A 26548-nucleotide genomic window follows, 5' to 3' on the forward strand; every position below is an offset into this window, starting at 1 on the left:
CTGTTTTTCAACAAAATACGGAGGGGTAGCGAAGTGGCTAAACGCGGCGGACTGTAAATCCGCTCCCTCAGGGTTCGGCAGTTCGAATCTGCCCCCCTCCACCATTTTTGGGCTATAGCCAAGCGGTAAGGCAACGGACTTTGACTCCGTCATGCGTTGGTTCGAATCCAGCTAGCCCAGTCTCAGACACCTTTTGCGTAAGGTGTCTTTTTTTATTTGTATTTCGTCTCGATTTCTGATTGTTCATCAGATATACTATTTTTAAGCTGCTGTTAAGGCATTATATTCTGTATTTTCCATCTACACCCTGCCTGAAATTTGGTAAAATAAATGTAATAAAAAAATGAAACCTTTTAAAACAATCAACGTATAGATACAGACCGGTGAAGGGCAGAGGTAAGATAAAACATGGAAAACCTGATTAAAAAAAGAATCAAGCAAGTCAAAAAAGGCGATCAAAATGCGTTTGCGGAAATCGTTGACCTTTATAAAGATAAGATTTACCAGCTTTGCTACCGCATGCTCGGCAATGTCCACGAAGCGGAAGATATTGCGCAGGAAGCTTTCATCAGAGCGTATGTCAATATCGAGAGCTTCGACATCAACAGAAAGTTTTCAACGTGGCTTTACAGAATCGCGACCAACCTGACCATTGACCGCATCCGCAAGAAAAAGCCTGATTATTATCTGGACGCAGAAGTGGCGGGCGCAGAGGGGCTGACGATGTATTCGCAGATCGCCGCGGACGGGGTTCTCCCTGAAGACGCCGTGTTGTCATTGGAGCTGTCGGACACAATTCAGAAAAAGATTTTAAAGCTGCCTGACAAGTACAGAACAGTTATTGTATTAAAGTATATTGATGAACTCTCTTTAATTGAAATCGGGGAGATTCTGAATATCCCTGTCGGCACCGTCAAGACAAGGATACACAGAGGCAGAGAGGCTCTTAGAAAACAATTAAGGGATCTTTAAGTGGGGTGATGAAATGAGCTGTCCTGAACAGATCGTGCAGCTTATGCATAAGCATCTTGATGGAGATATTCTTCCTGAAGATGAAGACGTATTAAAACAACATTTGCGGTCATGCGGGAATTGCAAACGGCATTTTCATGAAATGGAGAAATCCGTAGCGCTCGTCCGGAGCACATCGCATGTCACAGCCCCTGCTGATTTTACTGCCAAAGTTATGGCGAATCTTCCAAAAGAGAAAAAACGCGCTTCTGTAAAACGATGGATCAAAACTCATCCGATAATTGCAGCCGCGGCGGTTTTTGTGATTTTAATGGGCGGCGGTTTTTTCAACAGCTGGCATAACGACCACAATTTCAGTGTGTCAAAGCAGCCGAACCTTGTCGTGCAGAATCACACGGTCACCGTCCCTGAAGGCGAGACCGTAAAGGGCGATGTCACAGTAAAAAACGGCAAGCTGGTCATTAAAGGGAAAGTCGACGGCAACGTGACCGTGGTTAACGGAGAAAAATACATGGCCTCAGCCGGACAAGTCACCGGGCAGATTGAAGAAATTAACGAATTGTTTGACTGGGTCTGGTACGAACTGAAAACAGCGGGTCAGGGCGTCGTGAGTGCTTTAGACTCCGATTGAAGATGAGTAAAGCGTATAATCGCTTTACTCTTTTTTTACGCCGCGCCGCGCTGGCTGATTTCACTTGATAAATCAAAATGTGGTATAATGAGCACGCTATATGATGTACATATTGCTCATGCAGCACAATTCATAACAAAAAACGAAATGACTGAATTCTTGGAGGACGAGGAAATGGCTTTTGAGGACATCCCATTTTTGCAATACCTCGGCAATGCCGTTGATATTCTCCTTGTTTGGTATGTGATATATAAATTAATCATGGTCATACGCGGAACGAAGGCGGTTCAGCTTTTGAAAGGAATCGTCGTCATCGTGTTGGTCCGGATGGCCAGTTCATATTTGGGACTCAGTACGCTTCAGTGGCTGATGGACCAAGCGATAACATGGGGATTTTTAGCGATCATTATTATATTCCAGCCTGAGCTGAGACGGGCGCTTGAACAGCTCGGACGGGGCCGGTTCTTTTCAAGGAGCGGCACCCCCGTGGAGGAAGCGCAGCATAAGACAATTGAAGCGATTACAAAATCAATCAGCTACATGGCGAAACGCCGCATCGGCGCCCTCATCGCCATTGAGCGCGACACGGGAATGGGCGATTATATTGAGACGGGCATCCCGCTTAATGCGCAGGTCAGCTCGGAGCTTTTGATTAATATCTTCATTCCGAATACGCCGCTGCACGATGGAGCGGTCATTATGAAAAATAACGAGATCGCGGCGGCTGCCTGTTATCTGCCGCTTTCTGAAAGCCCGTTTATTTCAAAGGAGCTGGGGACGCGGCACAGAGCTGCTGTCGGCATCAGTGAAGTGACGGACAGCTTAACCATTATCGTATCTGAAGAGACGGGCGCCATCAGCGTGGCCAAAAACGGAGACCTTCACAGAGAATTGACGGAAGAAGCACTGAAAGAAATGCTTGAAGCCGAGTTTAAGAAAAACGCCAGAGATACTTCTTCTAACCGCTGGTACTGGAGGGGCAAGAAAAATGGATAAATTCTTAAACAACCGCTGGGCTGTAAAGATCATTGCATTGCTCTTTGCGCTCCTGCTTTATGTTGCGGTTAACAACAACCAGGCGCCGACTCCGAAAAAGCCGGGGGAATCCTTTTTTCCGACATCAACGACTGACGAGGCTACGCTTACTGATATTCCTGTAAAAGCATACTATGATGAAGCGAATTACGTGGTCACCGGCGTGCCTCAGACCGTAAATGTCACGATTAAAGGATCGACAAGCGCAGTGAAAAAGGCGAGACAGACGAAGAATTTTGAGATATACGCCGATATGAATAAGCTGAAGACCGGGACTCATAAGGTCGAATTGAAGGCGAAAAATGTATCGGACGGACTGACGATATCCATTAACCCGTCAGTCACGACGGTTACGATTCAGGAAAAAACGGCTGAGAGTTTTCCGGTTGAAGTTGAATACTACAATAAAAGCAAAATGAAAAAGGGGTATACGCCCCAGCAGCCGATTATCAGCCCGAAAAATGTACAGATTACGGGTTCGAAAAATGTGATTGACAACATTTCGCTTGTCAAAGCATCCGTGAACCTTGAAAATGCAAATGAAACCATTGATAAGGAAGTGAAGGTGACCGTTTACGACAAAGACGGCAACGCACTTCCTGTTGATGTTGAACCGTCAGTCATTAAAGTGACGGTTCCCGTGGCCAGTCCGAGCAAAAAGCTCCCTTTCAAAATCGAAAGGAAGGGAAGTCTTCCTGACGGGGTGAGCATTGCAAGCATTGACTCGAACCCGAGTGAGGTGACGGTTTACGGCCCGCAGGACGTGCTGGATTCACTTGAGTTTATCGATGGCGTATCTCTTGATTTAGGCAAAATTGATAAAGATACGGATATAGATGCCGACATCCCGCTTCCTAAGGGTGTGACAAAGGTGTCGCCGGGGAAAATTACGCTTCATGTTAAGGTGGACAGTGAAGACAAAAAGGATTTTGACAATGTCGCAATTAAGACGGTCGGATTGGGAGGCTCGCAGCAGATTGAGTTTCTCGACCCTGAATCGCGGGCGATAAATATTACGGCCAAAGGCTCTCCGGCCAACATTAAAGCGCTGAAAAAGTCGGACATTGAACTGTACGCCAATGTCTCAGACTTAGATGACGGAGAGCATTCTGTAAAGCTTGCAGTAAACGGACCGCAAAACATCACATGGTCCCTGTCCAAAGACACGGCTAAAATCAAGCTGACTTCTAAGAAAAACACAAGTTCAAATAAAAATAACGGCAGCTCCGCCGATTCCGGCAATAAGGACGGAACAAGCGGAGACGCAGATAAAGACAAGAACAAGAACCGGGAAGAAGACACTGACAGCGATCAGAATAAAAGTCAGAACCAGGATCAAAATCAAGACCAGGATGAAGGCGGATCAAGCGCTGATTCATCTTCAACAGAATGAAAAAGGAGCGATACAAAATGGGCAAGTATTTTGGAACAGATGGTGTAAGAGGTGTTGCCAACAGCGAGCTTACGCCAGAGCTGGCCTTTAAAGTGGGGCGTTTTGGCGGTTATGTCCTGACCAAAGATAAACAGCGCCCGAAAGTGCTGATCGGCCGTGATACACGCATCTCCGGACATATGCTGGAGGGAGCCCTTGTCGCCGGACTTTTATCGATCGGAGCTGAAGTGATGCGCCTCGGCGTCATTTCTACACCGGGGGTATCCTATTTAACGAAAGCCATGGATGCTGAGGCGGGCGTCATGATTTCCGCTTCTCACAATCCCGTACAGGATAACGGAATTAAATTTTTCGGAGGAGACGGCTTTAAGCTTTCCGATGAGCAGGAGGACGAGATTGAACGTCTCATGGATGAACCGGAAGATAAGCTGCCGAGACCGACAGGCGCGGACCTCGGGCTTGTGAACGATTATTTCGAAGGTGTTCAAAAATATCTGCAATTTTTAAAGCAGACGGCGGACGAAGATTTCACGGGCATTCATGTAGCGCTTGACTGCGCCCATGGTGCGACATCTTCCATTGCCACTCACCTTTTTGCCGATCTTGATGCTGACGTGTCTACAATGGGAACGTCTCCGAACGGATTAAATATTAATGACGGCGTCGGTTCTACACATCCGGAAGCGCTGAGTGCTTTCGTCAAAGAAAAAAACGCCGACATCGGCCTTGCATTTGACGGCGACGGCGACCGCCTCATTGCCGTTGATGAAAAAGGAAACATTGTCGACGGCGATCAGATCATGTACATATGCGCGAAGTATTTGAAATCAGAGGGCCGTCTCAAAGATGATACCGTCGTATCAACCGTGATGAGCAATCTCGGTTTCTACAAAGCGCTTGAAAAAGAAGAAATCAAAAGCGTTCAAACGGCAGTCGGAGACCGCTATGTCGTAGAAGCGATGAAAAAAGACGGCTATAATGTCGGCGGCGAGCAGTCAGGGCACCTTATTTTCCTTGATTACAACACTACCGGTGACGGTCTCTTGTCCGCGATCATGCTTGTGAATACGCTGAAGGCGTCCGGCAAAACCCTTTCAGAGCTTGCGGCTGAAATGAAAAAATTCCCGCAGCTTTTAGTAAATGTGAAAGTGACGGATAAATATAAGGTGGAAGAAAACGCTAAGGTGAAGGCCGTTATTTCTGAAGTGGAAAAAGAAATGAACGGAGACGGCCGGATATTAGTGCGTCCGTCAGGCACCGAGCCGCTCGTCCGCGTGATGGCTGAAGCGAGAACAAAAGAGCTTTGTGACGAATATGTCACAAAAATCGTGGATGTCGTGCGGACAGAAATGGGAGCGGAGTAGCGAAGTTTATAAACAGAGAGCGAACAAGACAAGTGCGATCAGCATAATATGATAGTAAACATGATGCCGGGGCGGCAAAAAATAATTGACCGTCCTTGGCACATGCTGTAAAATCAAGCTTGTTCGGCCTTTGTTTTTCACTTGCAGGGAAGGCGGAATTGTTTGCATCTTTTATAATTACAGCGCCCGAACTAAGCGCCCGAAAAACGGCTTAGTTGACGAGGATGGAGGTTATCGAATTTTCGGCGGATGCCTCCCGGCTGATTCATTTAGATCACAGCCGTAAGGATTTCTTCAAACCGGAGGGGCGACTCTCCGAACAAAGGGAAATCACATGATCTTCCAAAAAAACATGTGGGAGGGGACGATTGAAAGTCCCCTTGTAATTCGGCTTTCTTCGTCTCCTTTTACACCTTTAGGAGGAAGAAAAAATGTGTGGAATTGTAGGTTATATCGGTCAGCTTGATGCGAAAGAGATTTTGTTAAAAGGATTAGAGAAGCTTGAGTACCGCGGCTATGACTCTGCCGGTATCGCGGTGGCGAACGAGCAGGGCGTGCATGTGTACAAAGAGAAAGGCCGCATCGCCGACCTTCGTGAAGTGGTGGATCCCGCGGTTGAATCTCAAGCGGGAATCGGCCATACACGCTGGGCGACTCACGGCGAACCAAGCTTCCTGAACGCTCACCCGCATCAAAGCGCACTCGGCCGCTTTACACTTGTTCACAACGGTGTGATCGAGAACTATGTTCAGCTGAAGCGCGAATATCTTGAACACGTTGAACTGAAAAGCGACACGGACACTGAAGTAATCGTTCAAATGATCGAGCAATTTGTGGCGGGAGGTCTTAATACAGAAGAAGCGTTCCGAAAAACACTCACTCTGTTAAAAGGCTCTTACGCGATTGCATTATTTGACGGCGAAAACACAGACACCATTTTCGTTGCAAAAAACAAAAGCCCTCTGTTAATCGGTCTTGGAGATACGTTTAACGTCGTGGCATCTGACGCGATGGCTATGCTTCAAGTAACGAATGAATACGTTGAGCTTTTGGATAAAGAAATGGTGATCGTGACAAAAGACGAAACCGTGATTAAAAACCTTGACGGTGAAGTCATGACACGTGCGTCTTATATCGCTGAGCTTGACGCCAGTGATATCGAAAAAGGCACATACCCTCACTACATGTTAAAAGAAACGGATGAGCAGCCGCTTGTTATGCGCAAAATCATCCAAACGTATCAAGACGAAAATGGCAGACTGGCTGTGGCCGGCGATGTCGCTGACGCCGTGGCGGAAGCGGACCGCATTTATATCGTGGCTTGCGGAACGAGCTACCATGCCGGTCTTGTCGGGAAACAATATATTGAAATGTGGGCAAACGTCCCGGTTGAAGTGCATGTAGCGAGTGAATTCTCTTACAACATGCCGCTTCTGTCTAAGAAACCGCTCTTTATCTTCCTTTCTCAAAGCGGAGAAACAGCGGACAGCCGCGCCGTGCTTGTTCAAGTCAAAGCGCTGGGCCACAAAGCGCTGACAATTACAAACGTTCCGGGATCCACGCTTTCCCGTGAAGCGGATTACACATTGCTTCTGCATGCAGGTCCTGAGATCGCGGTTGCATCAACAAAAGCGTATACGGCTCAGATTGCCGTGCTTGCGATCCTTGCATCAGTTGCGGCAGAACGCAACGGCGTTGATATCGGCTTTGATTTAGTCAAAGAATTAGGTATCGCGGCAAATGCCATGGAAGCCCTCTGCGACCAGAAGGACGAAATGGAAATGATTGCGCGTGAGTACCTGACTGTTTCAAGAAACGCTTTCTTCATCGGCCGCGGCCTCGACTACTTCGTATGTGTCGAAGGCGCCCTGAAGCTGAAAGAGATTTCTTACATCCAGGCAGAAGGCTTCGCCGGCGGCGAGCTGAAGCACGGAACAATCGCCCTGATCGAAGAAGGGACACCTGTCTTTGCACTGGCGACACAAGAACACGTAAACCTGAGCATCCGCGGAAACGTGAAGGAAGTCGCAGCCCGCGGCGCCAACACTTGCATCATCTCGCTGAAAGGCTTAGATGACGCAGACGACAGATTCATCCTGCCGGAAGTCAACCCTGCGCTTGCTCCGCTGGTTTCTGTTGTGCCATTGCAGCTGATCGCTTACTACGCTGCACTGCACCGCGGCTGTGACGTTGATAAACCGCGCAACCTTGCGAAGAGTGTGACTGTGGAATAATATATTTAACCCCTTTGGTTATTAGCCAGAGGGGTTTTTTAATGCGGAAATGAGAAAACCCTACTCTTTGCGATTGTAAAGAAATCCCCGTTTATATATTGAAAAGGAATAACACCTGCTTTATAATACGAGTTGCATTCCGGTTAACATCCATAAATGTAATCATTAGTAAATCATTTTTGTGTATGTCTCATCGGAAAGTAATCACCTCCAGCAATTTTTCATCATGAATATCCATTATATAAACGTAATCAATCGATTGCACTTCCACATTATGCTTAAGACTTTAAAATTTTTTTTGTTTTGCCGACTCCGGCTTCATTATGGAATTCCTCGACTAGATATAAAAATCACAATATTTTTGCAATAATCCGGTTCAATTCTTGAAAAAGTCCTGACAACAGTGATAGGAGTGGTATGATGTCAAACCTTTTAGAAGTCAGAAACCTCAGCAAATCTTTTGGTCATAAAGCTGTTTTAAAAGATGTCACATTCAATGTACCTGCCGGGTCCATTGTCGGTTTTATCGGTGATAACGGCGCAGGCAAATCAACAACATTTAAAACGATATTAGGGTTAATCTCTCAAGATAGAGGAAAAGTGAAAATCTTTGGTGAGGAGAATCTGGATAAACATATAAAGTTCAAAGAAGATATAGGGGCCGCATTTGATGCGATGAATCTGCCCGCACATCTTACGATAAAGCAGCTGAATCATGTATTTAAAAAACTATTCGGTGCTTGGGACCAAGACAATTTTTATCGGTTGGTTCAATCTTTCTCTTTACCTATGGACAAAAAAGTAAATACACTCTCACGCGGCATGTCAATGAAGTTATCCGTAGCTGTTGCTTTGTCGCATAACGCAAAATTATTAATCTTGGATGAAGCAACGGGAGGGCTTGATCCCTCTTCAAGAGATGATCTGTTAAATGAATTAAAAAGCTTTGTGAGTAAATGCAACGGCGGTATTTTACTTTCATCACATATTATGTCTGATGTTGAGAAGATAGCAAGCCATATCATTATTATGAAAGATGGCGAAATTTTATTAAATGAAGAGAAAGATAAGGTTCTTGCAAGCTATACTGTTATAGATGTTGATGAAGGGCAATTGGCTGAGCTCAACGAAGATATCGTTCTTGCAAAAAGGAACCTTGGATCTTTTTGGAGTGTGCTTGTATCGGATCGACAGAAATTGCCGAATGGCGTAACGGCCAAAACCATTTCAATAGAAGAAATCAGTGTCTTTTTAACGAGGAGTGAAAAACATGAGAGGTCTGTTATTGACTAACTATTACTTAGTTTATCGAAGTTTCTTTGCATACACGGGGTTGGCCATATTGATATCAGCAGTCATCTTTTATTTTGGAGACGCTTCAATGCATCGTTTTGTTGCTATGCTGATTATTTTGTTTGTCGTCATGCCCGCACTTGAGGTTATAAAGTATGAGAGTAAGTCTGGCTATGACAAGTATGTGCTGACTTTACCGGTCAGCAGAACAAATATTGTTCAAAGCCACTATGTCTTCTATCTTTTGGTTGTTGTGATCGGAGCTGTAATATCTTATGGCGTTTTCTTTGTATACAGCCTGGGTTCTGATGAACAAATTGTCGGCATATTGAATATTGTCTCTTTTGGAACGTTCATCGTTCTCTTTGCCGGTGCAATCGTTTATCCTCTTCTCTACATGATAGGCCCGGAAAAGTCTGATGCTATTGTAATTGGAGGTGCAATGGGGGGACTTTTTGCTACCTTTGGATTGCAAAGTGTCGTTGGTTATGTAGCAAAACAATTATCGCCGTCATTTTTGCACATAAATCCTTCTTTATATGTCTCGATTATATATCTCATGATCGGCGTTATGTTATATCTCATTTCATTTTTCATTGCCGCAGCTATCTATCATAAAAAAGAATTTACAACAGGATAAGGCATGGAACGGGCTCATAAATTAACCTAAACCCAAGGAGAAAGCCGCCCGCATAATGGGCGGCTGTTCTTCTCATTAATACTGTGATGTCACATCGTACTCATAATCAATCTTCAATTTCACATTTTTCATAGTCGATCTAGCTGTTGCAAGTGTGTTGTATTTAAAATTCCAGATGCTTGAGACTGAGAGGTTATCATCCAGTGTGATACCGTAATTTCCTTGAGTGGAGCTGTTTGTGAGTGCGCGGTGCCACACTTTATTTTCTTCAGACATTATGCTGTGTTTTGTGTTTCCTTGACTTGGTATTTGAGTCGCGGTGGTGCTGATTCTTTTCACTATGGCGTCTTTTGGAATGCTTGTCTGTTTGGTTAAGTCGAGCCTGAGAACGGTTGAATCCGATCCGTTCGGACTGAGGCTTGTATTTCCTTTATTTCAGCTGTGCCGCTGAATGCGAAGGTCTCGCTTCCGGCTTTGATTCGATTGTAAATGGAGAGTGTAAAGTATATATCGTCAGTGTATGAGCCGCGGGACACTTTCACGTAGAACGTCTCGTTATTTTCTTTCGCATCTGTAATGGCATAGATAAAAGGAAGCACCGTATCAGGGTTTATCACTTCTGTGCCTTTACTGACCAGCACTTTATTTTTATTATAAATTTCAATGCTCATTCCCTTGTATTCACTTCTTGTTGAGCTCCTGACATAGAGTCTTTCTCCCTTATTGGCAGTGAAAGTGAAGTACGATTCTTTTTCCCCTTTCGGCAATACGGCTGTATCAATATTTTTATATTTCCAGTTTCAAATGAGTGATTTCCTGTAATAGTACTTACTTGAAACGCAGAGGCTGAAGGTGCAAACAATACGCCTGATAATACGATTGCAGTGACAAATAGAATAGATATATACTTTTTAATGGAAAAATACCCCTTTTTACTTCATGATATATAAAAACAACTCTTATGTAAATATTTGTTATTTAAGGTTAAAATCAACTGGGAAACAGCCGATAAAGACACTAGAACATCATCTCAAGCGGAGGTTAAAAACATGCGCCTAAACGCTCGTTATATAAAAAATCAAATAATGGCTCAGCAAGTGCTTCAGCAGTATTCTTCCAAAACAAATGCGAAAGATGCGGCAAAAAGGCCGGACCGGTTATTGATTCAATCAGGCGGGACCCGCGATCTGAGCCAGGTGAATTATTCAAGGAGCGGTGTCACTGAGAAAGGGAGCAGCCTGTCCCGTTTATATCAATCCGCAAATCAGAAAACGATTACGGATAATGGGAATGAGACGGTAATAGCCGCTGATAATCCGTATGAGTCTGAGAGTGATATTGCAAGCAGGATTCTTGATGAGAAATACAGCCGTATCAATGAAATCAATAAACGAAAATCAGATCCTTTACGTTTTATTAAGGACAAATACCAGCGTCCCGATTCACCTTATTTCAGGAGTGATTTATCCGAATCAGAGCGTCAGGCCGCTTATCATAATGAAACGGAATGGCTGTTTAAGGGGAAAGCCCAAAGCTATGATTTCCGTGATGCTGCGTTTCTGGGTGAAACACTCAATGGAGAAATTCAAGGAGAAAACGAAAAGGTGTTTCAGAGAGGGCAGGTCAATCAGCAAATCGGTGTGCTTTTTCATCGGAATCATATTCAGATTCCGGAGGGCGCGAATCTTACATTTACGATATCGCCGATTGATTATCTGTTAAAAGTGAGCGGGACTGACGATAAAGAGCTCACTCAGCAGATCGAAGCTGTCTTAAACTCCGGGGAAAACAGCAAAGAGCTGTTTGCGCACATCATTCGCAGCCGGAGTGATGACTCCTCGCAGTTTACGCCGGAAGCGTATGAGAAATATCAAGTCGTTCGGGAAATGTATGAGGTGACCGGCTATCATCTGAAAGACTTGCAGACTGTGGACGGGAAGTTCGTCACAGAAGACGGCCGCGACCTTTTAGAGGTTTATAAGGAAGCGCTGCAGCACGATCCTTTGCTGAAACATACGGCGGAAGAAGCGGCTGCCCATTACGGACAGGCGCTTACGAAGCTGGCGAGAACGGGTTATGAGGCCATTCCTGATTTGGTGCTGTCCATTGAATACAAAGACGGATCTCTGCGTGATGCCGGCCAAAGCAGGCAATATGGATTTGGGGATACGGATTGGCATTCTGAATGGAAACGGGAGCTGGGTGTGCGAATATAAAATGAGAAAAAAGCTGACGAATGATGCCGTCAGCTTTCTTTATATGCTTGCTTAAAACTCCTCATACTCCGCCGGGTCTTGGCCGTTTATGCGTCCATCCGGGCGGGTAAGCGAATCGATAAGTTTCATGTCGTTTTCATCAAGGGAGAAATCAAAAACAGAGATGTTTTCGAGCTGGCGCTCTGGGGATGCTGATTTTGGAATCGGGATGGCGCCCAGCTGGATATGCCAGCGTAAAATGACTTGAGAAATGGTTTTATCGTATTTGTCCGCAATCTGTCCGAGTTTTTGATCGTTCAATACTTCACCGGCGCGGGCTAACGGACTCCATGATTCTGTCACGATGCCCTGTTCTTCATGCCATTGCCGCTGCTGCTGCTGATTAAAAGCGGGATGCAGTTCAATTTGATTTATGCCTGGCTTTACGCCGGTTTCACGTTCGAGCCGTTCGATATGCTCAGGCAGGAAATTGCAGACGCCGATGGAGCGGATCAGGCCCCATTTTTTCGCATCAATCAGTGCCTGCCACGCTTCTGTGTAGCGGTCTTGTTGCGGATTCGGCCAATGGACGAGATACAGGTCATAGTAATCCAGACCGGCGCGGTATAAAGATTCTTGGATGGTTTGTACAGCTTTGTTATAGTCATGGTAGCGCCCGGGCAGCTTGGACGTCACGTATAGCTGTTCTCTCGGAACAGAGCTTCTCTTGATGGCTTCTCCGACCGCCCCTTCATTTTCATAGTTATAAGCGGTGTCAATCAGACGATAGCCGATATCAATGGCGCTGGTAACGGCATGAACGCCGTTGTTTCCATGAAGAGCGTATGTACCGAAGCCGATCGCGGGAATGCTTGTCCCATCCAGCAGTTTCTTTTGCGGAATTGCTGCAGTCATCTTAAATCCCTCCTTGTTTTCTACTTTACCATTCTTCTTACAAATGAAACATCAATATTGGAAGAAAATGAGATAATCTGCATATAAAAAAGCTGACGGAGAACCGCCAGCTTTAAATTTGAAACATCCATGCTACGACAGGTCCGAAGACCGATCCTAACACGGCGCAGAGCGTCATGGAGACAGAACTCATGGAGACCGTTAATTCTCCGTATTCCATTGCTTTTGAGGTGCCAAGCGCATGGGAGGCGCTCCCGAATGCAATTCCTTTCCCGAGTGAGCTGCGGATGCGGATCCACTTGAGAAGCAGCGGCCCTAAGATGACACCGGAAAACCCTGCGATCATGACGAACACGACTGTCATGGAAGGGACACCGCCGATACCGGACGCGATCTGAATGGCGACGGGAGTCGTGATTGATTTTGGGATGATAGACAAAATCAAACTCCGGCTGATGCCGAACAGCTCTGCAAATAACAGGCCGCTGACCATTCCGGAGAATAAACCGGCCAATACGCCGCCGATAATCGGAAACATATACTTGATTAACATCCGGTGCTGCTTATAAAGCGGGTATGCCAAAGCCACCACGGCGGGGCCGAGCAGTGAATTGATCCATTGTCCGCCGATCATATACTCTTTATACGGAATATGAAAAACAAGCAGCACGGCAATAATGAAAATCGTAGTCGTCAACACGGGTATGAGAAAGGGATATGGAAAGCGCACATATAATTTCACCATGGCCAGATAGGCGGCGGCCGTGAACAAAATTATAAGGATTGCGATACATGCTTGCTGCACTTCTTTTTCTCCTTTCTCTGATTGGCTTTATGCTCTAACAGCTGGCTCGCGTACCCTGCGGCGATCATTGTGACGATGGTGCTCAGCACGACGATTAAAAACAGGGCCGCCCCGCTGGCGGAAAACAGTGACGGATAATTGATGACGCCCGTCATGGCCGGAATGAATAGCAGCGGAAGAAAAGACAGCAAAAATCCGGCTCCGTCTTCAATCATTTTGGCGGGAATGATCTTAACCGATAAACATATAATGAGCAGGATTAAACCGATGATACTGCCGGGAATGGGCAGGTGAAAGACCTGCTGAACGGCTCCCCCGATAAAGGAAAATGCGAATAAAATAATGATTTGCAGTATGATGCGTATGACTTTCACAACGATGCTGTTCTTTGGAGAAGAGCAGCTTCCCCCTTTCTTGTTGCTTCGATAAGTTTCTTTACTTTTGGCACATATATTTGTACTATACAAATATATGTATGCAAAATCTTTCTATATGTTTTCTGAGTAAATGTGCATATGTTTGTATTATACAACTAATGTTGCTATTGTCAATGTAAGGAGTGAGGCGTTTGTCAAAACAAGATCCGATTGAATTAATTGAATATGAGCTCACCACTTTTATCAGGAGGGCTGTTTATCTCGATAACTCCGACCGCAAAATCGGAAATCTGGAAAGAGCTGCGTATTTGTTATTACGGCAGCTTGATGAATTCGGGCCGGCGCGTGTAAAGGAATTGGCCGAATCCTTTAAACTGGATATATCTACGTTGTCTCGTCAGGCCGCGGCCTTGGAAACGAAGGAGCTGATCCAGCGCTTCTCCGATCCTTCTGACGGGCGGGTCAGTCTGTTTGCGATTACGAAGCTTGGCAAACAGAGGTTAAAAGCAGATAAAAGGATGCGTCTTGAGCGGTATCATCGCATGCTTGATGATTGGTCCGGCGAGGAAAAAGAAATGTTCGGCAGGCTTTTGCTGCGGCTGAATGAGGCATTTATCGATTAGTGAATGATTTTTGCCGGGGTAAGCAGGATGATGGCGTATGAGAGGGAGAATGATAGAGAGTAAGGCTTTACGCCATTCTGCTTAGCAACATTTATAGGATAGGAGGTGGAACCTTTTCTGCCGGGAAATACTGTTTCTCGGAAGCTGTGGTAATTATTATCTCAATATTCTTAATTCGATAAAATGAAAGCGCTTTATTTTTAGTCTCTCGGTCTAGGGTGCATGGTGTTTACCTGAAAAAAACAATTGTGTTTTCCACAAAAATTTATTATGATGGAATAAGGAAATTGGAGACTATATAACAATAGGAAGATAGAATATTTCTAATATTGCGGGAAATGAAGATTGAGTTAGGTTCAACAGATGCGCCTTCTGCTTCATTATTTCACATATATCAGAGCTGTTAAGAGGAGGAAGCGAAGTGGCAAACAAGGAATTAAAAAGAGGCTTAGGCGCGCGTCATATCCAGATGATTGCGCTGGGCGGCACGATCGGTGTCGGTTTATTCATGGGGTCATCCAGCACGATTGGATGGACAGGGCCGTCTGTTCTGCTGGCTTATGCGATCTCGGGTATCTTTATCTTTTTTATCATGCGTGCGATGGGCGAAATGCTTTATGTAGAGCCGAGTACAGGGTCGTTTGCGACATTCGGCCATAAGTATATACATCCGTTAGCCGGCTATATGACGGCGTGGAGCAACTGGTTTCAATGGGTGATCGTCGGGATGTCTGAAATTATCGCCGTCGGTTCGTATATGAAATATTGGTTTCCTGATCTGCCGGCATGGATTCCCGGCCTTATCGCCATGGCCATTCTCGGTGCGGCGAATTTGATTTCGGTAAAATCTTTCGGTGAGTTTGAATTTTGGTTTGCCATGATCAAAATCGTCACCATTATTCTGATGATTGTTGCGGGTATCGGCATTATTTTCTTCGGTTTCGGCAACGGGGGTCATGCGATCGGATTATCTAATTTATGGTCGCACGGCGGTTTCTTTACAAATGGTTTTTCCGGGTTTTTCTTTGCTTTGTCTTTGGTCGTTGCGGCTTATCAAGGGGTTGAGCTGATCGGGATTACGGCAGGGGAAGCGAAAGATCCGCAAAAAACGCTGCGAAGCGCGATTCAGAGCATTATCTGGCGGATTTTGATTTTCTACATCGGTGCGATTTTCGTAATCGTTACCGTATATCCGTGGAATGAGCTTCACTCACTCGGCAGTCCGTTTGTTTCGACATTTGCGAAAGTCGGGATTACGGCGGCAGCCGGTTTGATTAACTTTGTTGTGATTACCGCTGCGATGTCCGGCTGCAACAGCGGGATTTTCAGTGCGGGACGCATGCTTTATACGTTGGGCGTGAACGGACAGGCGCCGAAATTCTTTAAGAAAGTTTCATCGAGCGGTGTGCCGATATTCGGTACGCTCGCAGTATTAATCGGACTTGTGATCGGTGTCGTGCTGAACTACATCGCGCCTCCGAAAATATTTGTCTATGTCTACAGCGCGAGTGTGCTCCCTGGAATGATTCCGTGGTTTGTTATCTTAATCAGCCATCTCGGTTTCAGACGGGCGAAGGGCGCTGAGCTTGATCAGCACCCGTTTAAAATGCCTTTTGCGCCGTTTACAAACTATGTGACGATCGCTTTCTTAATCATGGTATTGGCCGGCATGTGGTTTAACAAAGAGACGCGGATATCTTTGGTCGTCGGGGTGATTTTTATGGCGATTGTGACGATCAGCTATTATGCGTTCGGCATCGGCAAGCGCATGTCTGATGAAGACTCGAAAATAGAAGACGCTGTATAACTCAACAAGACACCTCTCCTAAAGGGGTGTCTTTTTCGGCTTGTCCGCGAGTGGTATACTGGTTAAAAAAAGCAGAACCGGGGGAAACATCGATGAGTCACTACCGTACGTTATTATTTGATATAGACAATACGCTGCTGGATTTTACCGCTTCAGAAACCGATGCTCTTCAAAAATTGTTTCAAGGTTCAAAGCTGGAACTGACGGCAGAGGTGGAAGCCCGTTATAAAGCGTTAAATCAAGGGCTGTGGAAGGCGTTTGAAGAGGGGGACATGACCCGCGATGAAGTGGTGAATACACGGTTTGCCCTTTTGTTTAAAGAATACGGCCTCGAGGCGGACGGCGTGCTGATGAATGAGACGTACCGCCGATACTTAGAAGAAGGACACCAGATGATAGACGGAGCTTATGAGCTGATTGAAAGGCTGAGTCCTTTATTTGATTTATACATCGTGACAAACGGTGTATCAAGATCCCAATATAAGCGGCTGGGTGATTCCGGTCTGTATCCGTTTTTTAAAGATATGTTTGTATCTGAGGATACGGATTTTCAAAAGCCGATGAAGGAATACTTTGATTATGTATTTGCGAGAATTCCCGGTTTTTCTGCCGAGCGCGGGCTTATTATCGGCGATTCACTGAGCGCGGACATAAAAGGCGGTCAGATGGCGGGAATTGATACGTGCTGGTTTAATCCCGGAAAGAAAATAAATGAGTCGGGGATCATTCCGACGTATGAAATTCATTCGCTTGATGAGTTGTATGATCTGCTGAACGTGGAGCGAAAAGCCGCCGCTCATCTGTAAGGAGAATACGATGAAGATTGCACATACGAAGTTACTGATCAGGGGCTTTGCGTTACTATCAATTTTTCATACGATTCTTCAGCTTCCTCCCGGCCGGGGGGAGCTGAAGGTTTTTTTGTCTGTACTCGTGATGCTGCTGACGGCGAATGACTGCCTGCGGCCGATATATATGAAGAGACAGTCCGCCATCTATCACGGATCTTTTCTCCTGAGCAGCGTCATGGCGGGAGTTCTGCTGTACAATGTCTATTGCATTGGGGCACAGGCCATAATGGTGCTTTTATTGGTGGAGGTGCTTATTACTGATAAGCAGATTTCGGCTGTTTTGTTAACGATGCACGCCGCCGCATTTGCCGCAGCTTTATACGCCTCCGGATCGGGTGTCAGTGATATCGTGCTCCCTTACTTCATCATGTTTGCGGTGATTTATTTATATCGGAAGAATCTGCAGGAGAAGTCAAAGGTTGAATCGCTGAATCGAGAGCTGAAGACGGCCAACGCCACACTGAAGGAATACTCAGAACGCATTGAAGAACTGGCGGTTACGAAAGAAAGAACAAGAATTGCGCAGGAGCTGCATGATTCTTTAGGTCATTATCTCGCTGCTCTGAAAATGAATTTGGAGTTTGCCGGGAAGACAGCCGGGCATCAGCCGGAAAAAGTAAAGCAGATCATTCATAAGGCGCATGATCTTACGAAAGAATCGATTTTAAAGCTTCGCCAGGCCGTGATGCTGTTGCAGGGATCATTGCCGGGGCGGGGATTTGAACAAGCGCTCCGTGACATTTTCAGCCATTTTCAAGAGGCGGGAGGGATACACTTCGAGCTGGAGATGGACGAGGCCATAGAAGCGGCGCAGCCTGATGTGAAGCACTGTCTTTATCAAACCATCCAGGAATCGATTACGAACGCGGTGAAGCACGGACATGCGTCATATGTTTCTGTCCGGATTCAAAAGGACCTGAACATGATATTGGCGCATATTCATAATAACGGCTCAGCGTGCGGGACGATTATAAAATCAAATGGTCTGAAAGGAATTGAAAAAAGAGCGGCCGCGCTTGGCGGAGAAGCTGTTTTCACTTCCGGAAATGAAACGGGTTTTGACGTGAAAATAAGGATACCGTGCAAGGAGGAATGATCTAGTGAATGTCATGATCGCAGACGACCAGTCCATTGTCAGGGAGGGGCTGAAAATGATTCTGAGCCTTCACGAAGGAATTCAAGTATCGGGAGAAGCTTCTTGCGGCGAAGAAGTTCTGCAGCTGCTTCCGCAAACCGAAACCGATGTGATTTTGATGGATATCAGAATGCCCGGCATGGACGGAATCGAAGCGACAAAAGCGGTAAAAGCCAGCTATCCGTCCGTAAAAGTCATCATTCTGACAACGTTTGAGGATGATCACTATATTTTTGCCGGGCTGAAAAGCGGGGCTGACGGCTATATCTTGAAGGATGCTGATTCAGAAGAAATTATTGCCTCTCTTCAGGCCGTTTATGAAGGAAATATGATGCTGAATCCCAAGGTTACGGTTCAAGTCGTAAAAGCGCTGAATCATATCGGCATCCCGGCCGTTCAGGAGGAGCCGCAGCCAAAGCTGACGGAGATTCTCACGCCGAGAGAGCTTGATGTCGCAAAACACATTATGGAAGGCAAAAGCAATAAACGCATTGCCGCAGACTTATTCCTGACTGAAGGCACTGTGAAAAACTATGTTTCCAGAATCCTTGATAAACTCGAAGTGACAAACAGGACTGAGCTTACATTATATTTGCAAAAAATGATATAACCCCGCTTCACCCCCTCCCTCTTTTCATCATCCAACATATGACGAAAGTAATATCAATATCGAGTACGAAAGTGAATAGAAAACAAGGATCGCCAAGAGTAGAATAAGTGCAGACATGACACAAGGAGTGCTGCACGAATGCTTGAATTAACCGATTTGACAAAGAAGTACGGCGATTTTACTGCTGTCAATCATATAACGCTGCACGTCGAAAAAGGAGAGATATTCGGCCTGCTGGGACCAAACGGCGCCGGTAAATCAACAACGGTGTCAATGATCAGCACCGTGCTCTCACCGACGGGCGGAACCATTTGCATTAATGGAATGTCATTACAAAAACAGCCTGCGGCCATAAAAAAAGTGATGGGTATCGTCCCGCAGGAAATAGCCTTGTATCAAGCGCTAAGCGCAAAGGATAATTTGGCTTTTTTCGGGAGCCTGTACGGACTTTCCGGTAAGGAGCTCGATAAGCGGGTCGATGAAGTGCTGGACGTCATCGAATTAAAGGAACAGCGGAACCAAAGGGTGTCTGAATTTTCAGGCGGTATGAAGAGACGGGTGAATATCGGGGCTGCCCTGATGAACGAACCGAAACTATTCATTTTAGATGAACCGACCGTCGGAATTGATCCGCAATCCAGACACCATATTCTTGAAACCGTTAAGACGTTAAATCAAGAAAAAGGAATGACCGTCATCTACACGAGCCATTACATGGAAGAGGTCGAATATCTATGTGAAAGAGCGGCGATCATGGACCGCGGCTCAATCATTGCCTGCGGAACGAAAGACGAATTGAAACAGTCAGCGGGTGCCTCCGATACCCTGATCGTGAATGCAGAGGGTCTGAATGATGATGCCGTACAAAAAATCCGCCGCATTCCCGGTGTTTCCGAAGCCGCCGTCAGCCATCAGACCATTTCGATGCTCGTTTCCGCGGCAGAGCGGAATATCCTTGATATTGCGGATGATATCAGAAGAACCGGTATCACTATTAAGGGCATTCATTTCGAGGAAGCCAATCTGGAAAGCATTTTCCTCCGGCTTACCGGCAAAACGCTGCGGGATTCACAGGGGGCGTCATGAAAACATTGCTCAGGCTGACTTTATTAGATTTTCGGTTAATGGCCGGAGAAAAGTCTTTCTATATAAAACTGATTCTGTTTCCGGCGCTGATGATTTTTATTTTAGGAACGGTTTTTCACGGCGATTCGAAAGCGAAGTCATTTAAAATCGCGTTTTATAATGCGGATCACGCGGAGAGTGCTTTGGGAGACATATTAAAGAATGACGTTCTGAAACAAAACGATCTCATCCGTGTAAAAGACATAAGCGGTTATCAAGCAGGGAAACAGCTTGTCGAAAGCGGCAAAGTTTCGGTTTTTGTATACGTGCCGAAAGGCTTTGCAGAAGCGGCGGAACACAATGAAAAAACAAATATCAACGTCATTTCAGACCAACAAGGCTCTGTAAACGGAGACATTGTTGAGATGATGGCTGATTCATTTGTCACCAGAGTAAAGATGGAAAGCAGCGAAGAAAAAACGGTGCTGAAACAGTCGGGACATCTGTCAAAGGAGGAAGTCGGCAGCATAATGAGCGGACTTTCCGCTGAGCGCGGACAGGCTGTGGCCATTCCGAAACAGTCGGCCGGCCATCACGCGGCTCCGATTGATGCGATGCAGTATTATTCAATCGCGATGGTCGTCATGTTTTCTATTATGACCGCTTTTGCGCTCATTCACGGCATAGTGGAAGAAAGGCAGCAGCACACATTGTTCAGAATCAAATCAATGCCTGTATTACATATCCAGTACGTGGCTGGAAAGCTTTTGGGGATCATGTTTGCCATCCTTATACAAATGGCTGCCGTCATCATCGCAAGCAGCATCTTGTACCATGTGAAATGGGGCAATTTTTTTGAAATATTGCTGGTGACGATCGTTTATTCATTTGCGGTCGGCAGTATCGTGCTTCTTTGGGGGTTTACTGCAAAAAACCACGAGACCGTCTCAAGCATGGCGGCTCCTATTCTGTATGGGTTCAGTTTTTTAGGCGGAAGTTTTATCGCAAAAGACAGCCTGCCTGCCGGTTTGAAAATCGTGCAGGAGCTGATACCGAATGGCAAAGCGATCAACAGCTACGTAAGTGTCACGCAGCATGCCGGCCTGAGCGGTATTCTGGCGGATTTGGCAGAGCTTTTCGCTATCGGCGCCGTGTTTTTATGTTTGACCATATGGGTGTTTAAGCGGAAGTCGGCTGTTTCATGACGCAGCTGTTATTCATGATGAGACATCAGCTGAAACTGATGTTACAGAATCGGGTTGCGATCTTTGCGACCATTTCCGTCCCGCTCCTTCTGACTTATCTCTTTTCCTTTTCTGCCGATGACAGTCAGCAGAAGGAAGTCTATGTGGCTGATAAGGATCAGAGCGTCTTTTCAGCACAATTGATGAACATGATTCAGACAGTCGGCCATGTAAAAGTCACGAAGGTCACGGAGGCTGTTTTAAAGACAAAGGTTAATCATCAGGATATTTCTTTCGGGTTGCTGATCGGATCTCATTTTGAAGAGACATTATTTTCCGGAGAAGAATTGAACGTTTCATTCATTCAGAATGAAGAAAAGGGTGATGCTGTTTTGACAGAGCAGCTGATTGCGCAGCAGGCGGGCAAGCTGAAAAAGATCGTCCGCGATGCGGCAGTGATGTCCCGCACGCTGCACACTGACACTAAGCAGGCGGCGGCTGACCTGTTGAAGGATATCCAAAGCCATTCTGCCGTAACCGTTGACCGCCAGCACATTTATGCAGGCGGACAAGCGGCTGACAGGCTTATCGGATTTTTAGTGATGTTTATCTGGTTCGTTGCGGTTCAAAGCTTGCGATCATTTATAGACGAAAAAGAAAATCATACATATGCCAGATTGCTGAGCACGCCCGTGTCCTATACGGCATATGCAATCTCTAAATTTGCGGCGGCGTATCTTTTCGGACTTCTCCATATTATAGTGATTCTCGGTGCCGGAACATTCATGCTGCATATCCGTTTTGCCGATCACGTTCTTGCTGCGGGAGCGATGCTTGCGGCCTGTGTATTTGCGCTGACTGCTGTAACGATGGCGGTGATCCCGTTTATGAAGAGCCAAAAGCAATTCACATCGCTTGCTTCTGTTTTTATCGCTGTCACGGGTTTATTGGGAGGGGCTTTCTTCACTTTAGATGCGGCTCCGGAGTATATGCGGACGCTGTCGTTGTTTACCCCTGAAAAATGGGTGATCGGCGCATTTCAAAACAATGGCGGAGACAGTGTTCAGATTGCGCCCTTGAGCCTGTTTCTTGCCGCCGGCGCAGCGGCACTGGCCTTATCACTCTATTTGATAAACCGCAATATGAAAAAACACAGTTAGGAGGATGGCTGCTTTGTATATGGCAGAAATCATCGGAATCATAGAATTGCTCGCTGGAGCCGCAATGAACGTATGGATCGGCTGGCTCGGAAAAACCTTTTTCGGTAAAGATGACAGAAGTTCAAGAGTCGTGTTAAGAATCTGCGGCATCTTTCTGATCATCAATGGTGTTTCCAGAGCGTTTCATATCTAGTTCACAAAGTTTTCCAGACTCTTTTTTGGAATGTAATCTTTTTCCTTTAGAATCATGTAAAATAGAATAGAGTTCTGTGAAAATATGACAAGAGGAGGAAGAAACATGAAAAAGAGAATCGTGATGTTATTCGCCGCGGCTGCCGCTGTATTGATGCTTGTAAGCGGGTTGTGGATGCCGTCAGCGTCTGCGGCGCCCGCTCCTGCTTTAACACAAATCCGTATTATCGGTGTGACGTCTGACGGACAGAATTATCAATGGGAAAATATCGGACCGAACCAAATCAGCGCATCAAAACCGATGAAGGGCACAACGGGGTATTTAGCTGTATATTTCCAAGGGTATCCGAACAATAACACAATTCAGGCGTTTAACAACGGAACGAATATTACAAATCTCACGGCAAAAGCGCTGGAAGATGAATATACGAAAAACGGCAATATCATTACAGGTTACATTAAATATTACAGCGTTCCTCTTTCTTATGTCAGTTCAGGAACGTTCTCTTTCTCCGCAACGGGGCTGAATGGGCCGTACACACCGTTAAGCAGCGGATTTTTCTCCATTCAGGTACAGAGTTAAAACAGCCGCGCTTTCATGTATAGTTTTTCTCTCTTTCCGGGAAGCTATTCCTAAAGAAAAGGGAGGGCTTACATGATGGACACGACACTCGGATATTTGCGCGAGTCGCTTTCGAACCACTTGGAGCATGATGTGTGCCGCGGGATTTATAAAAAGCTGCAGGTGAAGCATTATGCAAATGAGGGCGAGTTCGTGAAGGATCTTAATGATCTGGAAATGGATGCGCTGAATCAGGTGCTTGAGAAGGAGATCAAATATGCTGAGAACGAGCAGGATGAGAAGCGTACAATGGAATTGAATGAAGTGTATGAACTGCTGTTTTAAAAAGCCTCCCGGCGGCCGGGAGGCTTTTTATTGTTTCGGAAATAGTTTACAGAATCATCCAACCCTTTGTATAATGGATAGTTGTGAAAAACACAGACGGAGGAGAAACATGAACGAAATAAAAAAACAGACGGTTCTTGAGTTGTCATCGGCTGAGAAAGCTTTGGTTTTCCTTGTGCCGCCATTATTGGGTCTGGTCATCGGCTGGTTTCTGCCGGTCATTGCGAAATGGGCCGTTACATTGGATTGGCTGCCTTTTCACGGGCCGCTGAAAATCATCGCATCTTTTCACGGATTGAAGGCTGCGGCAGCAACCGCCGTTATCGGCTTAATTGGGGGAATGTGGCTGACGCGGGCGGCTTTTAAAGAAAGTCTTGTGGCAGTCGTGACGGACAGTGAGGTGTCCTTAACCATACATAATAAAGAAAGCGTGTTTTCGAAAGACAGCATTTCCGGCGTGTTTACGGATCGAAAGTATCTTGTCTTATTGGGGACTGAAGGGCAGGAGCTTTTTCGGGAAAAGCTTGAGCCGGCGGTTGAAAAAGCGGCTGATGCGTTTCGCGGGCATGGGTATGTCTGGCGGGGGACGGAAGATCCTTTTAAAGAAGAATACAAACGGTGGGTGCCGGACATGCCGGATTTGGAGCCTGGGGCAAACGCTCTCTTAAAAGCGAGGGAAAAGGCGCTGAAGCAGGATGAAACCGAAGATGCGAAAGAACTGAAAGCGGAAATATCCAAACTGGGCATTACCGTGCGGGATCAAGGGTCGCGTCAATATTGGCGGATCTATAAAAAGCCGTCTGCATAAAAAAGCTGCCGCCGTTTATACGGCCGGGCAGCATGGGAACAGATTATTTCTTCTTGTCATCGTAGTATTGAACCGGATACATGGAGCCTTCGGATACCATTTTGTTATCTTCAATATCTTCGGGATGCGGGTTGCCTGCTTTGTGGACGGGAAATGATTCAATATCGTGCTTCCCTGAAAGCGATGTTTTCATATTGCGGATAAAGTCCTTCACCTTTTGGCGGTTTGATTTATCTTTGAGCAGGTAGGAAGTCACTCCGACAGTCGACACGGCAAGTCCTGAAATGAGCAGTTTTTGTTTCATGATAAAAACTCCTTTCTATTTCTGGCTTGCAGTAGTTATTCCCGCTTGACGGCTGTTTAAACATCAAAGGGTAATTTTTGGATTCCTGCTTTAATGCGATAAAGATTGACAAAACTATTTTCAGAATAATATTATAAATATATGATAGCGCTGGAGTCATATTTTAATTGAAAGGTGTTAACTTTATGAATCAATTACATCGCAGAATGGGAACGTTTGCACTCATGATGGTCGGACTTGGGTCAATGATTGGCTCTGGCTGGTTATTCGGGGCATGGCGGGCGGCTCAGATTGCGGGACCTGCCGCAATTATTTCCTGGATTATCGGTATGATCGTTATTTTGTTTATCGCACTTTCTTACAGTGAATTAGGTTCAATGTTCCCGGAAGCCGGGGGAATGGTAAAATATACTCAATATTCTCACGGATCATTTATTGGATTTATCGCAGGATGGGCAAACTGGATTGCGATTGTTTCCGTTATTCCGGTGGAAGCGGTCGCGTCCGTTCAATATATGAGCTCATGGCCGTGGGAGTGGGCGAAATGGACAGGCAATCTCGTTCACAACGGCACACTGACGGGAGAGGGTCTCGGCTTTGCTTCCGTATTGCTGATTATTTACTTTTTACTGAATTATTGGACAGTTAATTTATTTTCAAAAGCGAATTCATTGATTACCATCTTTAAAATCATTATTCCGGGGCTGACAATCGGAGCGCTGCTGTTTACCGGTTTTCACGGCGGAAATTTCACATCCGGGTCAAGCATTGCGCCGAACGGCTGGGCGAGCGTGCTGACAGCAGTGGCCACATCAGGTATCGTCTTTGCGTTTAACGGGTTTCAAAGCCCGATTAACATGGCCGGAGAAGCAAAAAATCCCGGTAAATCGATTCCGATTGCGGTTGTCGGTTCGCTGTTGGTCGCAACCGTCATTTACGTCCTGCTGCAAATCGCGTTTATCGGTGCGGTTGAACCTTCTATGATCGTTCACGGCTGGAGTCACCTGAACTTTAACTCTCCATTTGCCGATTTGGCGATCGCGTTGAATATCAACTGGCTTGTGATTATTCTTTATGCGGATGCGTTCGTATCTCCGTCAGGAACCGGTATCACTTATACCGCTACGACGTCCCGCATGATTTACGGCATGGAAAAAAATAAATATATGCCGAGCATTTTCGGAAAGCTTCATCCGCTGTACGGCGTGCCGCGCCAGGCGATGATTTTTAACCTGATCGTATCGTTTATCTTTCTGTTTTTATTCAGAGGATGGGGCGTGCTTGCTGAAATCATTTCCGTTGCGACACTGATTTCTTATATCACGGGTCCTGTGACGGTGATGACGCTGCGGCGGACGGCGGCGGATTTGTACAGGCCTCTCCGTCTGAAAGGCCTCAGCGTGGTTGCTCCGCTCGGCTTCGTGTTCGCGTCTCTCGTGCTGTATTGGGCGCGCTGGCCGCTAACGGGGCAGGTGCTGTTTATCATTTTGATCGGCCTGCCGATTTACTTCTACTACCAAGCGAAAGCGAAGTGGAAAGGATTCCGCAGAAACTTTAAAGGCGGCGTCTGGATGGTTGTCTATCTGCTCAGCATGATGACCATTTCATGGCTCGGAAGTGAAAAATTCGGCGGTCTGAACATCATTCCGTACGGCTGGGATATGGGGCTGATCGCAATCGTTGCCCTTGTCTTCTATGCGTGGGCGCTGAAGAGCGGATTCAAGACTGAGTATTTGAAAGACGCCAAAGCAATCAACGATCAACTAAAAGGCGGACAGGCCGAAGCCGCTGCCGGAAAAGAATAATGATTGATACAAACCTTGCGGTAACGTTCCCGCAAGGTTTTTTGATCGGGCAAAAAATGGGTTCGGCATCATCTCCGAACCCATGCTGGCTCGATACAGACGTGATGATGAATGAGCAAGCCTAACGACAGAACAAGCAAGGCCAGTATTCTTTTTTTCTCATAATTTCTCCGTCTTATCAATAACTGTCTTCCATACTAAACAATGAATGTAAAGATATGTTGGGCAACTATCAACCTTTCT

27 protein-coding genes, 2 tRNA genes and 1 pseudogene are annotated in these 26548 nt (G+C 46.0%); 25 read left to right on the forward strand and 5 right to left on the reverse strand.

All coding sequences use genetic code 11. The features are described 5' to 3' along the window. Positions 1-19 precede the first annotated feature (19 nt). The 10 genes from AD710_RS08990 to AD710_RS09035 all read left to right on the forward strand — a co-directional run bounded on the left by AD710_RS08990 (position 20) and on the right by AD710_RS09035 (position 9562). Positions 20-104 (forward strand) — tRNA-Tyr (locus tag AD710_RS08990). Positions 105-108: 4 nt separating this feature from the next. Further along, positions 109-180 (forward strand) — tRNA-Gln (locus tag AD710_RS08995). A gap of 228 nt (positions 181-408) precedes the next feature. Then, positions 409-972: an RNA polymerase sigma factor SigW gene (sigW, locus tag AD710_RS09000; protein ID WP_047476068.1), complete on the forward strand. Its 564-nt coding sequence runs from the start codon at positions 409-411 to the stop codon at positions 970-972. 13 nt (positions 973-985) lie between these two features. Next, positions 986-1603 carry an anti-sigma-W factor RsiW gene (gene rsiW / locus AD710_RS09005; RefSeq protein ID WP_016936922.1) on the forward strand — a complete coding sequence of 206 codons (618 nt, stop codon included), beginning with the start codon at positions 986-988 and terminating at the stop codon, positions 1601-1603. A gap of 174 nt (positions 1604-1777) precedes the next feature. Next, positions 1778-2599 carry a diadenylate cyclase CdaA gene (cdaA, locus tag AD710_RS09010; protein WP_003156763.1) on the forward strand — a complete coding sequence of 274 codons (822 nt, stop codon included), beginning with the start codon at positions 1778-1780 and terminating at the stop codon, positions 2597-2599. Then, positions 2592-4031, forward strand: a complete 1440-nt coding sequence (locus tag AD710_RS09015) for a CdaA regulatory protein CdaR (protein ID WP_047476073.1) — start codon at positions 2592-2594, stop codon at positions 4029-4031. Before cdaA ends, AD710_RS09015 begins: the two co-directional genes overlap by 8 nt. A 17-nt stretch (positions 4032-4048) precedes the next feature. Next, positions 4049-5395, forward strand: a complete 1347-nt coding sequence (gene glmM / locus AD710_RS09020; RefSeq protein WP_045926343.1) for a phosphoglucosamine mutase — start codon at positions 4049-4051, stop codon at positions 5393-5395. A gap of 431 nt (positions 5396-5826) precedes the next feature. Beyond that, positions 5827-7629 (forward strand): glutamine--fructose-6-phosphate transaminase (isomerizing), encoded by a 1803-nt coding sequence (glmS, locus tag AD710_RS09025; protein WP_045926342.1) that lies wholly within the window; start codon positions 5827-5829, stop codon positions 7627-7629. Positions 7630-8049: 420 nt separating this feature from the next. Beyond that, the gene (locus AD710_RS09030) at positions 8050-8922 is read left to right on the forward strand and encodes an ABC transporter ATP-binding protein (protein WP_049627801.1); all 873 of its coding nucleotides are present in this window, start codon (positions 8050-8052) and stop codon (positions 8920-8922) included. Then, the gene (locus tag AD710_RS09035; RefSeq protein ID WP_049627802.1) at positions 8900-9562 is read left to right on the forward strand and encodes an ABC-2 transporter permease; all 663 of its coding nucleotides are present in this window, start codon (positions 8900-8902) and stop codon (positions 9560-9562) included. The genes AD710_RS09030 and AD710_RS09035 overlap by 23 nt, the downstream gene beginning before the upstream one ends. Before the next feature lie 75 nt (positions 9563-9637). Here the strand turns inward: AD710_RS09035 and AD710_RS09040 are convergent. Next, positions 9638-10478, reverse strand: a pseudogene (locus AD710_RS09040) (hypothetical protein). Positions 10479-10611: 133 nt separating this feature from the next. Between AD710_RS09040 and AD710_RS09045 the strand changes: the two are divergent. After that, positions 10612-11778, forward strand: coding sequence for a DUF4885 family protein (locus AD710_RS09045; protein ID WP_049627803.1), 1167 nt, complete (start codon positions 10612-10614; stop codon positions 11776-11778). 51 nt (positions 11779-11829) lie between these two features. Here AD710_RS09045 and AD710_RS09050 read toward each other — a convergent pair whose 3' ends face one another. The 3 genes from AD710_RS09050 to AD710_RS09060 form a co-directional block, all read right to left on the reverse strand. Beyond that, positions 11830-12672, reverse strand: a complete 843-nt coding sequence (locus tag AD710_RS09050) for an aldo/keto reductase (RefSeq protein WP_049627804.1) — start codon at positions 12670-12672, stop codon at positions 11830-11832. A gap of 112 nt (positions 12673-12784) precedes the next feature. Further along, positions 12785-13477 carry an LrgB family protein gene (locus AD710_RS09055; protein WP_049627805.1) on the reverse strand — a complete coding sequence of 231 codons (693 nt, stop codon included), beginning with the start codon at positions 13475-13477 and terminating at the stop codon, positions 12785-12787. Then, positions 13447-13851, reverse strand: a complete 405-nt coding sequence (locus tag AD710_RS09060) for a CidA/LrgA family holin-like protein (RefSeq protein ID WP_049627806.1) — start codon at positions 13849-13851, stop codon at positions 13447-13449. The genes AD710_RS09055 and AD710_RS09060 overlap by 31 nt, the downstream gene beginning before the upstream one ends. 194 nt (positions 13852-14045) lie before the next feature. Here AD710_RS09060 and AD710_RS09065 point away from each other — a divergent pair, with 194 nt between their 5' ends. The 12 genes from AD710_RS09065 (at position 14046) to AD710_RS09120 (ending at position 24196) form a co-directional block, all read left to right on the forward strand. Continuing rightward, positions 14046-14477: a MarR family winged helix-turn-helix transcriptional regulator gene (locus AD710_RS09065; RefSeq protein WP_049627807.1), complete on the forward strand. Its 432-nt coding sequence runs from the start codon at positions 14046-14048 to the stop codon at positions 14475-14477. A 421-nt stretch (positions 14478-14898) separates the two neighbouring features. Further along, entirely contained in the window at positions 14899-16284 is a 1386-nt protein-coding gene (locus tag AD710_RS09070; protein WP_049627808.1) for an amino acid permease, read from the forward strand. Positions 16285-16376: 92 nt separating this feature from the next. Further along, positions 16377-17090: a YjjG family noncanonical pyrimidine nucleotidase gene (locus tag AD710_RS09075; RefSeq protein WP_049627809.1), complete on the forward strand. Its 714-nt coding sequence runs from the start codon at positions 16377-16379 to the stop codon at positions 17088-17090. Between the two features lie 10 nt (positions 17091-17100). Next, on the forward strand, positions 17101-18231 hold the full coding sequence (locus tag AD710_RS09080; RefSeq protein WP_049627810.1) for a sensor histidine kinase: 1131 nt from the start codon (positions 17101-17103) through the stop codon (positions 18229-18231). Between the two features lie 4 nt (positions 18232-18235). Then, the gene (locus tag AD710_RS09085) at positions 18236-18880 is read left to right on the forward strand and encodes a response regulator transcription factor (protein WP_049627811.1); all 645 of its coding nucleotides are present in this window, start codon (positions 18236-18238) and stop codon (positions 18878-18880) included. A 138-nt stretch (positions 18881-19018) separates the two neighbouring features. Then, positions 19019-19966: an ABC transporter ATP-binding protein gene (locus AD710_RS09090; RefSeq protein ID WP_049627812.1), complete on the forward strand. Its 948-nt coding sequence runs from the start codon at positions 19019-19021 to the stop codon at positions 19964-19966. After that, positions 19963-21150 (forward strand): ABC transporter permease, encoded by a 1188-nt coding sequence (locus AD710_RS09095; protein WP_049627813.1) that lies wholly within the window; start codon positions 19963-19965, stop codon positions 21148-21150. The genes AD710_RS09090 and AD710_RS09095 overlap by 4 nt, the downstream gene beginning before the upstream one ends. Next, positions 21147-22289 (forward strand): ABC transporter permease, encoded by a 1143-nt coding sequence (locus AD710_RS09100; RefSeq protein WP_049627814.1) that lies wholly within the window; start codon positions 21147-21149, stop codon positions 22287-22289. Before AD710_RS09095 ends, AD710_RS09100 begins: the two co-directional genes overlap by 4 nt. A 13-nt stretch (positions 22290-22302) precedes the next feature. Continuing rightward, positions 22303-22482: a hypothetical protein gene (locus AD710_RS09105; protein WP_016936899.1), complete on the forward strand. Its 180-nt coding sequence runs from the start codon at positions 22303-22305 to the stop codon at positions 22480-22482. A 105-nt stretch (positions 22483-22587) separates the two neighbouring features. Next, positions 22588-23064, forward strand: a complete 477-nt coding sequence (locus AD710_RS09110) for a DUF4879 domain-containing protein (RefSeq protein WP_049627815.1) — start codon at positions 22588-22590, stop codon at positions 23062-23064. 75 nt (positions 23065-23139) lie between these two features. Further along, positions 23140-23388, forward strand: a complete 249-nt coding sequence (locus tag AD710_RS09115) for a sigma-G-dependent sporulation-specific acid-soluble spore protein CsgA (RefSeq protein WP_029575245.1) — start codon at positions 23140-23142, stop codon at positions 23386-23388. A 109-nt stretch (positions 23389-23497) separates the two neighbouring features. Then, entirely contained in the window at positions 23498-24196 is a 699-nt protein-coding gene (locus tag AD710_RS09120; RefSeq protein ID WP_049627816.1) for a YqeB family protein, read from the forward strand. Positions 24197-24239: 43 nt separating this feature from the next. Here the strand turns inward: AD710_RS09120 and AD710_RS09125 are convergent, their stop codons facing one another. Beyond that, the gene (locus AD710_RS09125; RefSeq protein WP_016936895.1) at positions 24240-24500 is read right to left on the reverse strand and encodes a hypothetical protein; all 261 of its coding nucleotides are present in this window, start codon (positions 24498-24500) and stop codon (positions 24240-24242) included. A gap of 185 nt (positions 24501-24685) precedes the next feature. On the opposite strand from AD710_RS09125, the gene AD710_RS09130 reads away from it, so the two are divergent. Both AD710_RS09130 and AD710_RS20205 read left to right on the forward strand, forming a co-directional pair. Beyond that, positions 24686-26305, forward strand: coding sequence for a glutamate/serine transporter AimA (locus AD710_RS09130; RefSeq protein WP_045926328.1), 1620 nt, complete (start codon positions 24686-24688; stop codon positions 26303-26305). Beyond that, positions 26305-26430 carry a hypothetical protein gene (locus AD710_RS20205; protein WP_269430487.1) on the forward strand — a complete coding sequence of 42 codons (126 nt, stop codon included), beginning with the start codon at positions 26305-26307 and terminating at the stop codon, positions 26428-26430. The genes AD710_RS09130 and AD710_RS20205 overlap by 1 nt, the downstream gene beginning before the upstream one ends. Positions 26431-26548: the final 118 nt, after the last annotated feature.

Origin of the sequence: Bacillus sp. JFL15, assembly GCF_001184225.1 — a bacterium.
GTDB lineage: Bacteria > Bacillota > Bacilli > Bacillales > Bacillaceae > Bacillus > Bacillus siamensis.